Genomic DNA, 13,268 nt, shown 5'->3' on the forward strand with positions numbered 1-13,268 from the left:
CAGTGACAGAGCACAGCGTAAAAATATCTTTAAAATTAATATTACCATTATTAGCCGCTATAATCGCGGTTTCTCCCTTAGCCATTGATATGTATTTACCTGGCATGCCCGAGCTTGCTGAGTATTTTTCGACAAAAATGCCGCTGGTGCAAAACAGTTTAAGTATTTATTTATTAGGTTATGCGGTTGGGCTTTTAGTTTTTGGACCGATGGCAGACAAATACTCTCGTCGGACGTTAGTTATGATTGGTCTACTGGGCTTTATATTGACAACGTTGGCACTAACATTGGCACAAAATATTGAACAATTTATCACCTTACGATTTTTCCAAGCATTAATCAGTAGCGCTGCGACTGTGGTTGTGCCTGGAATTATTAGACAGCTTTACGGTAAAGACACCGCAAAAGGATTATCGTATGTCAGCATGATCATGATGCTGGCGCCAATGATAGCACCTAGTATTGGTAGTATATTACTGCTGGATAGTTGGCAAATGATATTTTATGTCTTAGCTGGGTATGCTTTTATTGTTTTTATTTTCAGCTTTTTTTACTTACCTGATGTTAAAGCCGCAAAAACAACGGTCACTTATAGTGTCGCTAAACGTTATAAAATTGTTTTTAGTAACCGTGCCGCCCGGTTTGATTTATTAACTATTATGATGGTGGCGTTAGCTTTTTTCAGCTATATAACTGCTATTCCATTTGTATATTTAACCGTATTTAAGGTGTCTGAGTTTGAGTTTAGTGTGTTATTTGCTGTTAATGTTTTTGCTTTGATGAGTGCACACTTTATAAACACAAGATTGGTAGGCCGAGTAGGCTCTCGAAAAATGTTACGTTATGGTGTCGCACTAGCAGGAGTGGCGGCAACAAGTTTATTGATGGCCAATATATTCTCCTTATCTCTTGTCTATTATGTCTTGGCTATTTTACCGTTAATGGGCAGCTTATCGATGATTTCGGTTAATGCAGACGCCTTAATTTTACAAGAGTTTGTTGAACATAGCGGCACAGCCACAGCAGTAAATGGCACTTTACGTTTTGGTGTTGGCGCACTTGCGGGGCCCATTTTAGCGGTATCTTATGATGGCAGTGCCTTACCTTTTGCACTTTTAATGGCAGGGTCTATTTATCTTGTTATTATCTGTCAGTTAATACGAAGTCGGCAGCATAGTAATGTTGAAGAAGGATAAAATTATAGCCAGATTTTTAATGGGATATAGTTAATGGGGTATGGTTATTGGGATATAGTGCGATTTAACAGTTAAATCATAGCCACCATTACCTGATATAACTAATCGTCAATTTTGGGATTGTTCTGCTCTTTGGCAGCTTTTAATTCTACTTGCTGTAAGCGCCACTTTTTTCGCTCTGCGTAGTAATGATCCCACACACAAGGGTTACATGCACCACCACCACAACAATCGTCATCGGCAGGTGGAAAGGGTTTTTCTAGTAAGTCAGTCATAAGGTTTACAGCGTTATTCTATTGTTAAATTAATTATAAATAAAAAAAGCTCTGCACGCAGAGCTTTTTTCAGATAACAGCTTTAGCTTTATTCTAATTCAGAAAGCTTCTTTTCAAGGTAGTGAATATTAGCACCACCATTGATAAAGCCTTGGTCACTTAAAATATCTTGGTGTAAAGCAATGTTAGTTCTAATGCCATCAATAACCAATTCACTCAATGCATTACGCATACGGGCAATAGCAACATCACGGTTATCACCCCAAGTGATCAACTTACCGATCATGGAGTCATAGTGTGGTGGTACCGAATAATCTGCGTAAATATGTGAGTCCCAACGAACGCCTAAGCCACCTGGTGGGTGAAAACGGGTGATTTTCCCCGGTGACGGAATAAAGCTACGCGGGTCTTCAGCATTAATACGACACTCTATGGCATGACCAGAAATTTTAATATCTTCTTGGGTATACGATAGAGGTTGACCTGCAGCAATGCGCAGCTGCTCTTTAACTAAGTCTACGCCAGTAACCATTTCGGTAATGGTATGCTCAACTTGGATACGGGTATTCATTTCAATGAAATAAAACTCGCCGTTCTCATATAAAAATTCAAAAGTACCGGCGCCACGATAGTTTATTTTGATACAAGCATTACAACAGCGCTCACCAATTTTTGCGCGCATTTCAGGTGTTATACCTGGTGCAGGAGCTTCTTCAACGACTTTTTGGTGGCGACGTTGCATTGAACAATCTCGCTCACCTAGGTGAATAGCGCAACCTTGACCGTCAGCCATGATCTGTACTTCAACGTGACGTGGATTTTCAAGGAATTTCTCCATGTAAACCATGTCATTATTGAAGGTAGAACGCGCTTCAGATTTGGTCATTTGTATCGCTTCAACTAAATCTTCTTCACTACGCACTACGCGCATACCACGACCACCACCACCACCAGAGGCTTTGATGATTACCGGGTAGCCAATACGCTTACCATGCGCTAAATTGGCTGCAGCATCATCGGTTAATGGGCCATCAGAGCCGGGAACACAAGGAACACCGGCAGCTTTCATCGCTTTAATTGCCGATACTTTATCACCCATTAAACGGATACTTTCCGCCTTAGGGCCAATAAAGGCAAAACCTGATTTTTCTACTTGTTCAGCAAAATCAGCATTTTCTGCAAGAAAACCATAGCCAGGATGAATTGCTACTGCATCAGTAACTTCTGCAGCAGTAATAATAGCTGGAATGTTTAAATAACTATCCATCGCCGAAGGTTTACCAATACAAATGGTTTCGTCGGCTAATAATACGTGCTTAAGATTTTTATCGGCCGTTGAATGCACAGCAACCGTTTTAATGCCAAGCTCTTTACAAGCGCGCAATATTCTTAAGGCAATTTCGCCGCGATTGGCGATAACAACTTTATCTAACATGAAAATACCCTTAATTGTTGGGCTTATTCAATGATGAATAGCGGTTGATCAAATTCAATAGCGTCTTCGTTTACTGCTAAAATTTGTTTGATAACACCTGATTTATCGGCTTCGATTTGGTTCATCATTTTCATCGCTTCTAGGATACATAGTGTATCGCCAGAGTTAACGTGCTGGCCAACTTCAACAAATGCAGGCGCGTCAGGTGAGCCGGCTGAATAGAAAGTACCTACCATTGGAGAACGAACTACATGACCTGATACTACTGGAGCCGCAGCTTCGGTTGCAGCAACAGGAGCAGCAATGGGTGCAGGAGCCGGAGCTGCATGCATCATAGGTGCGGCGTGCATAATTGTGCCACCACGGCTAATGCGTACTGATTCTTCGCCTTCAGAAATTTCTAATTCGTTGATTCCAGACTCTTCAACTAATTCAATTAACTTTTTAATTTTACGAATATCCATTTGAATACCTTTTTATCATTTTAAATTTATGTGAGAAAACTTAAATGAACAGCGCCACTTAAGAGTTTATTTACTTATGCCAACCAGATTTAATTACAACTAAGTGCGTAATAATTTACCCGTTTGGTGTTATTTTTTTTCTAACCAATTTGTTGCAGCAGCCAAGGCATATTCATAACCTTTTGCACCTAAGCCGCTAATGACACCGACGGCAATATCAGATAAATATGAATGCTGCCTAAACGATTCTCGCGCATGCACATTAGATAAATGGACTTCAATAAAGGGTATGTTAACTGATAATAATGCATCCCTAAGCGCAACACTAGTATGCGTAAAAGCAGCCGGGTTTATTATAATAAAGTCCACTTTTTCAAAGCTTGCATGAATTTCGTCAAGCAATACGTGCTCTGCATTTGACTGTTTATGACTTAGCTGTACATTAGCTTTATTGGCAATGCTTGCTAGGTTTGTCATAATTTCAGTTAACGATGATGAACCATAAATAGTAGGCTCACGCTTACCCAACATATTTAAGTTAGGACCATTTAGAACTAAAATGTTAAACTTTGTAGTCATCTTCGGTAAAAACACCTTAATTGATATGTAATACTAGTATCATGTCATATTTAACTGTGTGGTTAAATTACTTTTGACCAAATGTCACAATTAATCTCATTTGACGATTATTATAGTGTTTTCGCAGAATATAGCAGCAAAATACTGGTCTAATGACTTGTGAGGTAAAATAAAGAGAATAAATGTTAGGTAAGTTATGATAAATTTACTAAAATATATGTTATAGGAATTTTAATTAATTCAGGGATTTAACTGATAACGGGATAAGTAAGTTATTATTTAAATGTTGTCGTGTTGTCTTCTGTTAATTACAAGGATGAAAATATTAAAACCATCTTTATTCATATTGTAGCCGTTATTTTACTTTTTAGTCCCCAAGTAAATGCAATAAATGTTATTTCAAATATAACGGCCGAGACCACAACGTTGTCCGTTACTCAACTGCGACGCATTTACTCTATGAGGCAGGTCCATTGGCAAAATGGTATTCCTATCGTAGTGTATGTTCTTGCAAGTAAAAATCCGCTACATCAACAGTTTTGTCGAGAACAATTACGTTTATTTCCTTATCAACTTGATCGTATATGGCACAAACTAACATTTTCGGGCTACGGTGTTGCCCCTATTGAAGTCGCTACCGAAAGCGAGCTGATTCATGCCGTAAAATCGACTAAGGGTGCTATTGGTTATGTGGAAAATTCATTGGAGGTCAAGGATGTTAACATCATTAAAATTGATGATTAGACCAGAAAAATTATCAAGCTATTATCTCAGTATACTACTTAGCTTATGTTTATCATTAAACTTAAATGCTGCTGAAATTAAAACTGAACCGCTACAAATTCATGGTTTTGTTGCACAAGGAGTTATTGATGCCAATAACAGTAATTTCATTAATACTGATGAAAGCATTTCATTAGAGCTAACTGAAGTCGGTATCAATGCATCGTATCAACTTAATGATGATTTCCGCATCGCAGGTCAAGCGGTTTACCTCAATGGTGGAAATCGTTATCACCCAGGACTGCGTGTAGATTACTTATTATTGGAGTGGGGCGCATTTCATAATGACGCTTGGCAAGCGAGCTTTTATATCGGACGTGTAAAAAACAACCATTGGCTATATTCCAGTACTCGAGATATCCCGTTTGCTCGCCCGTCAATAATTAATCCGCAAGTGACTTATTTTGATGGTTTTAGGGATGTGGCTGTTGGTGGTGATGGTGCTGCGGTTAAATTAACTTATAATAATGATTACTTGGGGGAATTTGACTTTAACTTTAGCCGAGGTAAAAGTGATATTTCAAAGAAACAATCGAGTGTTCTTTTAGGTCAGCTTGCTCTTGGCCGCATGGCACATGATTTTGATACTCAAGCGAGTTTATATTGGCATCCGTCGTTTTCAGGATGGCGATTTGGTATATCTGCTCTTGATGCAACTTTTCAGTACAACCAAGCTCAAGTAGATAATTATGTAGATAGTGATTTTGTATTCCAGTTTTATACGGCGAGTGCTTTATATGAAGGTGAGTTTTGGCAATTTAGTGCAGAGTTTTTTCAAGAGAGATTTGTTACGAAAGGCTTTTACACTCCTGATTTTTACCGAGATGAAAAAGGCCAAGGATATTATATTCAAGCAAGTTATAACCTTGAAAGCAATTTATCGGTAATAACACGTCACGAAAGGTTTTATGCAAATAAAGATGATAAAAACGGCAGTAAATTAGCACAGAACAGTGGCGGTTTAATACCGGCATACTTTGGATTTCACAATGATAATATGATTGCTCTTTCGTATGACTTTTCCAGTAATTTACGAGTAAATGTAGAGTACCATTGGATGCAAGGGGGGGCTAGACTTTCGCCAATTGTGCAACCAGACCCTATCGCGAACGATAGTAAAAATTGGCAGGTTTGGGCGATTCAATTAATGTATTGGTTTTAATCATGAAAGCCAATTTTGTTAGCGTCAGTGTTAAGCTTTTTATCTTGGTGGTAAGTGCTTTATTATTGCTGAGCTTATCTATTTCTATATTATCGGTTACTCGGCTTGATCAAGAGTTTTCTCAATATCAAAGCAATAAACTACGTCAAGGTAATACACAATTTGACACGCAAAGTAGAATTGTTAGAGACCAGATGCGCAGTTGGCTAGAGTCATTTACTGACCTTATTCAACTAAGAAAACAAAGTGACTTTGAACGTGCCGCCAGTGCTTTGGAACAACAGTTTGATGCGCTGCAACTCAATTATAATGTCGAAGCATTGTGGTTAATTTCAGATGATTTAAAGCCAATTTATCAATCAGCACCTTTAACTAAAGAAGTGCTTGCTAGTGTAAAGAACGTTAGTGAAAGTTTCTCTCCAGATAACTATCTAAGTTGTGTGCAGCAGTGCCAGCAACTATTGTCGATCCCAATATTGAATGCACAAGGGGAAATGGCCATTGTTACTATAGCTATTTCTTTGGTTGATGTGATATATGCCATCAATCAAGCGTTAGAAAACCAAGTGGCGATTGTGGCCTTTGATAAATCACAAAATGTGACATTAGCACAAGCAGATATTATTAACTCGTCTGCCAAAGAGCTAATGCATGCACTCTTTAATCTAAACCAGCCATCTGATTTATTGTCAAAAGTAAAAGAAAAGGGCTTACAGGTAGAGTACCAACAAAATAGTTATTTAATTAATATGTTACCGCTTGCGTCTTCACCGTCTCATAATTTTTATCTGGCTCAAGTCGATAATGTCAGTTCATTTACCGAAAAATATCAAACATATCGGATGCAGTTTATTTTGTCGGCGCTAGCTATTTTTATCATTTTAGCCCTGTTAGTGCATTTTGTTGCCGGACCTTTTACTAAAAGGCTATTAATACTTTCAGACATATTACCTTTACTGGCTCGCAAAAAATTTGACCAATTTCGCGCGGTTAAAATACCTCAATCGAAAGTTTTTCCTGATGAAATTGATGTGTTAATTAACGCCACAACTGATTTAAGCTACGAATTAGAGCAATTAAATATTGAAGTAACACAAAAAACTAAAGAATTAGAGAATATTGCTATGTATGACCTATTAACTGGGTTGCCCAATCGCAATATGTTGAATTTCCAGTTGCGTAAACAATTAAAAAGTACAGCGGGTAATAACCTAAATATAGGGCTTCTTTTTCTAGATTTAGACGACTTTAAAAAAGTTAATGATAGTCACGGTCATGGTGAAGGCGATAAATTACTGGTTGAGGCGGCGAATAGAATAAATCTTAGTGTGACTGACATGGGAATGTCATGTCGGTTTGGGGGTGACGAATTTGTTATTTTATTAAACGAAAATACCTCAAATGAGCAGGCGAAAAATTTAGCTAAAGCGATACTAAAAAGTTTTCAAAAGCCAATAAAAGTTAATAGCGCAATGTTTTATGTGACATGCAGTATTGGCATCGCGATGACTGAAGGCAGTAAAATACAAGCGAGTGAGTTGGTCAGTCACGCCGATATTGCCATGTACGAAGCAAAAGATCACGGAGGTGATCGCTACTTCATCTATCATGGTGATATGTTCCAACGTGTCGCGCATAGAGTGATGATGGAAGGGGAGGTTAAGCAAGCGCTTGCTAAAGGGCAGTTTAGTTTAAGTTTGCAACCTCAATTGGTAGCAAAAACCAATAAAGTGCATGGTTTTGAGGCTTTATTGCGCTGGCAACATCCTGAGCGTGGCATGGTCTCGCCAGATGACTTTATTCCTTTGTTAGAAAACTCTGAACATATGATATCTCTCGGCTATTGGGTTATTCGACGCTGCTTTGAGCTATACAAGGGTATGCGAGACATTGGTTTGAGCGATGTAATAATCGCGATTAATTTATCAGCCGCACAGTTTACTGATGTTAACCTGCAGAGTTATTTAGAAGCGTTACTGAAAGAATTTGACCTAGCTGCTGAAAACTTTGAACTTGAGTTAACTGAACACACGTTAGTTAAAGATATTGATAAAGCCATAGTCACAATGGACGCGCTGCGTTTATTAGGCTTTAGTTTTGCTATTGATGATTTTGGTACCGGCTACTCTTCTTTAGCTTATTTAAAGCGAATGCCAGTTGACGTGATTAAAATTGATAAGAGTTTTGTTGTGGGGATGTTAGAAAACCATGCTGATTTTCAAATAATTATGTCCACGATTGCGATGGTGAAAAACTTAGGACTGACTGTTATTGCTGAAGGTGTTGAAACTAAAGCCCAGTTACGCACGTTGACTGAAAATGACTGTGACTTGATTCAAGGCTATTATTTCTCAAAACCCATTCCTGAAGCTGGACTATTTGATTTTATTGGTCGAGAAATTGTTGATGGAAACTGGAAGGTGTTTGCAAATTCAAACACTATTATTAATTAGCTTAGTCACCGATGATAATTTCTTTTAAAAAAAAAGCGCCTGTGGCGCTTTTTTGTTGTAATAACAATGATCAAATTACTCAGTCGAGGTTTTTATGGCAGAAAGGTTTTATCCACATGAGCTGTAAATTCATCCGCCGCCATAAAACCAGTAACTCTGCGTTGAGGTAATTCATTACCTTCTAAATCAAAGAATAAAATCGACGGTAAACCGAAAATGTCAAACGTAGACATTAACTCAATACTGTCTTTAGAGCCGGTATCGGTCAAATCTATTTGTAGTAAAACAGAACCCGCAAGTGCCTGTTGAACATTGGCTTCAAAAAAAGTGTACTCTTCAAACTCTTTACAAGCGACGCACCAATCAGCATAAAGATCTACCATTACGGTTTTACCTTGCGCATTGGCTTTGGCTATAGCTTGATTCATCTCGGTTAAGTTCTTCACATGCTCAAAACCAAGTAGTTCGCTTTGTTGTGATACAGAAGCGTTAGTAGACGGATAAACGAGCTGATATGCCTTGTTTGCACCGATAAAGAAAACTAAAAAGATTAAAATACTACGCAAGCCAAACCAAAAGGTTTTTGCTGAGTCGTGGTTAACTGTATAAAAGTAACCAGCGGTCGCCAAAATAAGACCTATCCAAAGCACGTCGATAACTATCGCAGGTAAAAAACGTTCGAGTAAGAATATTGGGACGGCCAATAATAATAAGCCAAAAATATTTTTAATCACGTTCATCCAATTACCCGCTTTAGGTAATAACTTACCACCCGAGCTACCCAGTATAAGTAAGGGTAAGCCCATACCTAAGCTCAGCGCATAAAGTGCAGATGCGCCAAGTAATATGTCACCAGATTGCGAAATGTATAACAGCGCACCAGTCAATGGCGCAGTAGTGCAAGGAGAAGCCACTAAACCCGAAATAGCCCCCATCACTAAAACACCGAAATAAGAGCCGCCTTTTTGATTACTACTCACCTGATTTAACTTGTTCTGCCAGCTGCTAGGTAGAGCCAAATTAAATAGTCCAAACATAGAAAGTGCTAAAAAGATGAATAGAGTACTTAAGGCGATAAGTACGAGGGGGTGTTGGAACATCGCTTGAAATTGCGCGCCTGCAATCGCTACCACAATTCCGAGTAAAGTGTAGGTCACGGCCATACCTTGCACATAAGCAAAAGATAGGGCGAATGCTCGTTTAGTTGATAGTTTTTCACCTTGGCCAACAATAATTCCGGTTAAAATTGGATACATAGGGAAAACACACGGGGTAAAAGATAACAACAAACCACCAATGAAAAATGCCACTAGCGTTAACCAAACACTATCACTTTTTAGCATGTCTGCTAGTTGATGTTGCTCGCTACTGTTTGCACTTGAGTTGGTCGTATTAGCACTTGTTACAGGGGTACTTTTTTCGTCATTAGCTGCATCAATATTGTTGCCACCTAGCGCAGACAGGATACTATCGGCATTATTTTCAGCACCAGCATCTAAATTGACTTTACTTAAATCAAGCGTTTTCTTTGTTGGCGGATAACACAAGCCTTTGTAAGCACAGCCTTGATAGCGAATAGTAATGTTTGCATCACTATTCGCTTGAGTAATATCGATAGTGAAGGCTAATTGGCCGGTAAATATTTGCTGAACACCAAAAAATTCATCTTCGTGATGTTCGCCCTCAGGTAATTCAACAGGACTTATCGTGGCATTGTTGGTGGTAAATTTAAATTGGTGACGATATAAATAATAACCATCAGCAATATTAAAGCTTACTTGTAGTTTGTTTTTTTGTTGGTGAAAATCAAAAATAAAAGCATCATCAACTTTTAAAAACTCGTTGTCATTACTAAAGAGTGATGAAGGAGAGCTAAAAATTGATTCTTGAGCATTCGACAAGGGCGATATAGCAAAAGTTAAGCAGGTCAGCATTAACCAAAAAACAGTAACAACTTTTTTCATAACCGTTATTTTAAAGACTCGTAGATCCAGTTTAAACAATGATGGTCACCTTGCTGGATGTTCAAAGTGACTACTACAGGAATGCTGCATGGGTGAACAATAATATATTGCTAGTTTACGCTAATATTTTTCATTGAGTAAGGCGTCAGTATAATTGAAGTTTACTGATTGAAAATACCTAAAAAGCTAGCTTGCTTGAAAAAGACCCGTTAATCCCCATATTAGTTTCATTAAAGATTTTTAGGAGCGGTCATGTTTCGCTTGTTATTTGTATTTTTTATTATTATTCCCATTATTGAAATCACTGTTTTGATGCAGGTTGGAGCCGTGTTAGGTGTTTGGCCAACCATTGCTATTGTTATTTTAACTGCATGGTTAGGGGCGAAATATGTTCGTCAACAAGGTATTGCCACCTTAAATTCGGTACAAACAAAAATGGCCCAGGGGCAAATGCCCTCAGATGAAATTGTCACCGGTTTAATGTTATTAGTTGCCGGTGTAATGCTAGTTACACCTGGCTTTGTAACTGACTTTCTTGGTTTGAGTTTATTAATCCCTGCGGTGCGTCAAGCAATTGCTGGTAGTGTTAAATCACACATAACAACCAACAGTGCAAGCCAACAAAGTTTTCAGTTTAATGGCCAAGGCAATGTTTATGAACATGAAGACGTTTCCAACCCGCAAGATGAACCGTTTCAAGCACATATTCAACCGCCAAAAAAAGGTAAAACTTTAGACGGTGAATTTGAACGCAAAGATTAAAAAAATAACCCGGTGGGCTTGTGAAGTTTTATTTAATCCCCATCTTACTTTTACTAATTAATAACAAAAAAATTTAAATTCTTAATTTTTTATTAAATTCAACATCTCAGGAGAACAAAATGAGTATTCGTCCATTACACGATCGTGTGATCATCAAACGCAAAGAAGTAGAGTCAAAGTCTGCTGGTGGTATTGTATTAACAGGTAGTGCTGCTGAAAAATCGACACGCGGTGAAGTTGTTGCTGTAGGTAAAGGTAGAATGCTAGAAAACGGTGACGTGCGTCCACTAGATGTAAAAGTTGGCGACCAAATAATCTTCAGTGAAGGTTACGGTATGAAAACTGAAAAAATTGACGGTGAAGAAGTACTAATTTTGTCAGAGTCTGACATTTTAGCCATCGTTGAATAATTAATAATTTTCCACTCATTTTATTGTACTGATTAACTTTGGTACAAAACAGAATATAAGGAACCATGAAAATGGCAGCAAAAGACGTATTATTTGGTAACGACGCCCGCGCAAAAATGCTTAAAGGTGTCAACATACTTGCAGACGCAGTAAAAGTTACATTAGGCCCGAAAGGTCGTAACGTAGTTTTAGACAAATCATTTGGCGGCCCAACGATCACTAAAGATGGTGTATCAGTCGCGAAAGAAATCGAATTAGAAGATAAATTCGAAAACATGGGCGCACAAATGGTTAAAGAAGTTGCTTCTAAAGCCAATGACGAAGCCGGTGACGGTACAACTACGGCAACTGTTTTAGCACAAGCGATTGTAAACGAAGGTTTAAAATCAATTGCTGCAGGCATGAACCCAATGGATCTTAAACGTGGTATCGACAAAGCGGTTATCGCTGCTGTTGAAGCACTTAAAGGTTTATCACAAGAATGTAGCGACACCAAAGCCATTGAGCAAGTAGGTACTATTTCTGCTAACTCAGATGAAACTGTGGGTAAAATCATTGCAACCGCAATGGACAAAGTAGGCACTGAAGGTGTTATTACTGTTGAAGAAGGTCAAGCTCTTACTGATGAGTTAGACGTTGTTGAAGGTATGCAGTTCGACCGTGGTTACCTTTCTCCGTACTTCATCAACAACCAAGAAAGCGGTAGTGTTGAATTAGAAAACCCTTTCATCTTATTAGTTGATAAAAAAGTATCTAATATCCGTGAATTGTTAACGACACTTGAAGGTGTTGCTAAAGCGGGTAAGCCACTACTCATTATTGCTGAAGATGTTGAAGGCGAAGCACTTGCTACATTAGTAGTTAACAACATGCGTGGTATCGTGAAAGTTGCTGCTGTTAAAGCACCAGGTTTCGGCGACCGTCGTAAAGCAATGTTACAAGACATCGCAACATTAACGAAAGCGACCGTAATTTCTGAAGAAATCGGTATGGAGCTTGAAAAAGCAACATTAGAAGACCTAGGTCAAGCTAAGCGTGTAGTTATCTCTAAAGACAATACAACTATTATTGATGGTATTGGTGAAGAAGCTGAAATTCAAGCACGTGTTGCACAAATTCGCGCTCAAATTGAAGATTCTTCTTCAGATTACGACAAAGAAAAATTACAAGAACGTTTAGCTAAATTAGCTGGCGGTGTTGCGGTTATCAAAATTGGCGCAGCAACAGAAATGGAAATGAAAGAGAAAAAAGCGCGCGTTGAAGATGCATTACATGCAACTCGTGCTGCGGTTGAAGAAGGTGTTGTTGCCGGTGGTGGTGTTGCATTAGTACGTGCAGCAGACGCGATTAAAGACTTAGAAGGTATTAACGAAGACCAAACACACGGTATTAACGTAGCTATCCGTGCAATGTCTGCTCCTTTACGTCAAATCGCAACTAACTCAGGTGACGAAGCCTCAGTAGTATTAAACCAAGTACGCACAGGCGGCACAGGTAACTACGGTTACAATGCTAGTAATAGCACTTACGGCGATATGTTAGAAATGGGTATTCTTGACCCAACTAAAGTAACGCGTAGTGCATTACAGTTTGCGGCCTCAATTGCTGGCTTAATGCTAACAACAGAAGCCATGATCACCGATGCACCATCTAAAGATGCTGGCGGCATGCCTGATATGGGCGGCATGGGCGGTATGGGTGGAATGGGCGGTATGATGTAAGTTTTGCCCCTTTTGTAGGCTCGTTATAAATCAACGACTTACATGCCTTTGTAGACTAACTGTG

General features: G+C 38.7%; 12 protein-coding genes. 7 read left to right on the forward strand and 5 right to left on the reverse strand.

Features of this window, described 5'->3' with window-relative positions; translation table 11 throughout:
- Window positions 1–2: 2 nt before the first annotated feature.
- The gene (locus tag B5D82_RS10790) at window positions 3–1,196 is read left to right on the forward strand and encodes a multidrug effflux MFS transporter (protein ID WP_081151464.1); all 1,194 of its coding nucleotides are present in this window, start codon (window positions 3–5) and stop codon (window positions 1,194–1,196) included.
- A 101-nt stretch (window positions 1,197–1,297) separates the two neighbouring features.
- Here B5D82_RS10790 and B5D82_RS10795 read toward each other — a convergent pair whose 3' ends face one another.
- From B5D82_RS10795 to aroQ, 4 genes are all read right to left on the reverse strand, one after another.
- On the reverse strand, window positions 1,298–1,471 hold the full coding sequence (locus tag B5D82_RS10795) for an oxidoreductase-like domain-containing protein (protein WP_081151465.1): 174 nt from the start codon (window positions 1,469–1,471) through the stop codon (window positions 1,298–1,300).
- Between the two features lie 88 nt (window positions 1,472–1,559).
- Window positions 1,560–2,906 carry an acetyl-CoA carboxylase biotin carboxylase subunit gene (accC, locus tag B5D82_RS10800; protein ID WP_081151467.1) on the reverse strand — a complete coding sequence of 449 codons (1,347 nt, stop codon included), beginning with the start codon at window positions 2,904–2,906 and terminating at the stop codon, window positions 1,560–1,562.
- A gap of 23 nt (window positions 2,907–2,929) precedes the next feature.
- A complete protein-coding gene (gene accB / locus B5D82_RS10805; RefSeq protein ID WP_081151470.1) occupies window positions 2,930–3,370 on the reverse strand; it encodes an acetyl-CoA carboxylase biotin carboxyl carrier protein in 441 nt (146 codons plus the stop codon).
- Window positions 3,371–3,499: 129 nt separating this feature from the next.
- A complete protein-coding gene (aroQ, locus tag B5D82_RS10810) occupies window positions 3,500–3,949 on the reverse strand; it encodes a type II 3-dehydroquinate dehydratase (protein ID WP_081151471.1) in 450 nt (149 codons plus the stop codon).
- Between the two features lie 294 nt (window positions 3,950–4,243).
- Between aroQ and B5D82_RS10815 the strand changes: the two genes are divergently transcribed.
- Genes B5D82_RS10815 through B5D82_RS10825 form a run of 3 tightly spaced genes read left to right on the forward strand, consistent with a single transcriptional unit; the run spans window position 4,244 to window position 8,347 of the window.
- Window positions 4,244–4,693, forward strand: a complete 450-nt coding sequence (locus B5D82_RS10815; RefSeq protein WP_157673878.1) for a hypothetical protein — start codon at window positions 4,244–4,246, stop codon at window positions 4,691–4,693.
- Complete coding sequence (locus B5D82_RS10820) at window positions 4,665–5,894, forward strand: hypothetical protein (RefSeq protein WP_081151474.1); 1,230 nt, start codon at window positions 4,665–4,667, stop codon at window positions 5,892–5,894. The genes B5D82_RS10815 and B5D82_RS10820 overlap by 29 nt, the downstream gene beginning before the upstream one ends.
- A 2-nt stretch (window positions 5,895–5,896) precedes the next feature.
- Entirely contained in the window at window positions 5,897–8,347 is a 2,451-nt protein-coding gene (locus B5D82_RS10825) for a putative bifunctional diguanylate cyclase/phosphodiesterase (protein WP_081151476.1), read from the forward strand.
- A 92-nt stretch (window positions 8,348–8,439) separates the two neighbouring features.
- Here the strand turns inward: B5D82_RS10825 and B5D82_RS10830 are convergent, their stop codons facing one another.
- Window positions 8,440–10,311, reverse strand: coding sequence for a protein-disulfide reductase DsbD (locus B5D82_RS10830; RefSeq protein ID WP_081154452.1), 1,872 nt, complete (start codon window positions 10,309–10,311; stop codon window positions 8,440–8,442).
- Window positions 10,312–10,563: 252 nt separating this feature from the next.
- Here B5D82_RS10830 and B5D82_RS10835 point away from each other — a divergent pair, with 252 nt between their 5' ends.
- The 3 genes from B5D82_RS10835 (at window position 10,564) to groL (ending at window position 13,204) form a co-directional block, all read left to right on the forward strand.
- Window positions 10,564–11,073: an FxsA family protein gene (locus B5D82_RS10835; RefSeq protein WP_081151477.1), complete on the forward strand. Its 510-nt coding sequence runs from the start codon at window positions 10,564–10,566 to the stop codon at window positions 11,071–11,073.
- Window positions 11,074–11,192: 119 nt separating this feature from the next.
- Window positions 11,193–11,483, forward strand: coding sequence for a co-chaperone GroES (locus B5D82_RS10840; protein ID WP_081151479.1), 291 nt, complete (start codon window positions 11,193–11,195; stop codon window positions 11,481–11,483).
- 71 nt (window positions 11,484–11,554) lie between these two features.
- Window positions 11,555–13,204, forward strand: coding sequence for a chaperonin GroEL (gene groL, locus B5D82_RS10845; RefSeq protein WP_081151480.1), 1,650 nt, complete (start codon window positions 11,555–11,557; stop codon window positions 13,202–13,204).
- The last annotated feature ends 64 nt before the right edge of the window (window positions 13,205–13,268 follow it).

The organism is Cognaticolwellia beringensis, assembly GCF_002076895.1.
Taxonomy (GTDB): Bacteria; Pseudomonadota; Gammaproteobacteria; order Enterobacterales; family Alteromonadaceae; genus Cognaticolwellia; species Cognaticolwellia beringensis.

Excerpts from the sequence above, each read along its gene's own strand:
- accB (WP_081151470.1), bottom strand. The coding sequence starts at position 3,370 with ATGGATATTCGTAAAATTAAAAAGTTAATTGAATTAGTTGAAGAGTCT.
- aroQ (WP_081151471.1), bottom strand. The coding sequence starts at position 3,949 with ATGACTACAAAGTTTAACATTTTAGTTCTAAATGGTCCTAACTTAAAT.
- groL (WP_081151480.1), top strand. The coding sequence starts at position 11,555 with ATGGCAGCAAAAGACGTATTATTTGGTAACGACGCCCGCGCAAAAATG.
- accC (WP_081151467.1), bottom strand. The coding sequence starts at position 2,906 with ATGTTAGATAAAGTTGTTATCGCCAATCGCGGCGAAATTGCCTTAAGA.
- B5D82_RS10820 (WP_081151474.1), top strand. The coding sequence starts at position 4,665 with ATGTTAACATCATTAAAATTGATGATTAGACCAGAAAAATTATCAAGC.
- B5D82_RS10830 (WP_081154452.1), bottom strand. The coding sequence starts at position 10,311 with ATGAAAAAAGTTGTTACTGTTTTTTGGTTAATGCTGACCTGCTTAACT.
- B5D82_RS10795 (WP_081151465.1), bottom strand. The coding sequence starts at position 1,471 with ATGACTGACTTACTAGAAAAACCCTTTCCACCTGCCGATGACGATTGT.
- B5D82_RS10825 (WP_081151476.1), top strand. The coding sequence starts at position 5,897 with ATGAAAGCCAATTTTGTTAGCGTCAGTGTTAAGCTTTTTATCTTGGTG.
- B5D82_RS10840 (WP_081151479.1), top strand. The coding sequence starts at position 11,193 with ATGAGTATTCGTCCATTACACGATCGTGTGATCATCAAACGCAAAGAA.
- B5D82_RS10835 (WP_081151477.1), top strand. The coding sequence starts at position 10,564 with ATGTTTCGCTTGTTATTTGTATTTTTTATTATTATTCCCATTATTGAA.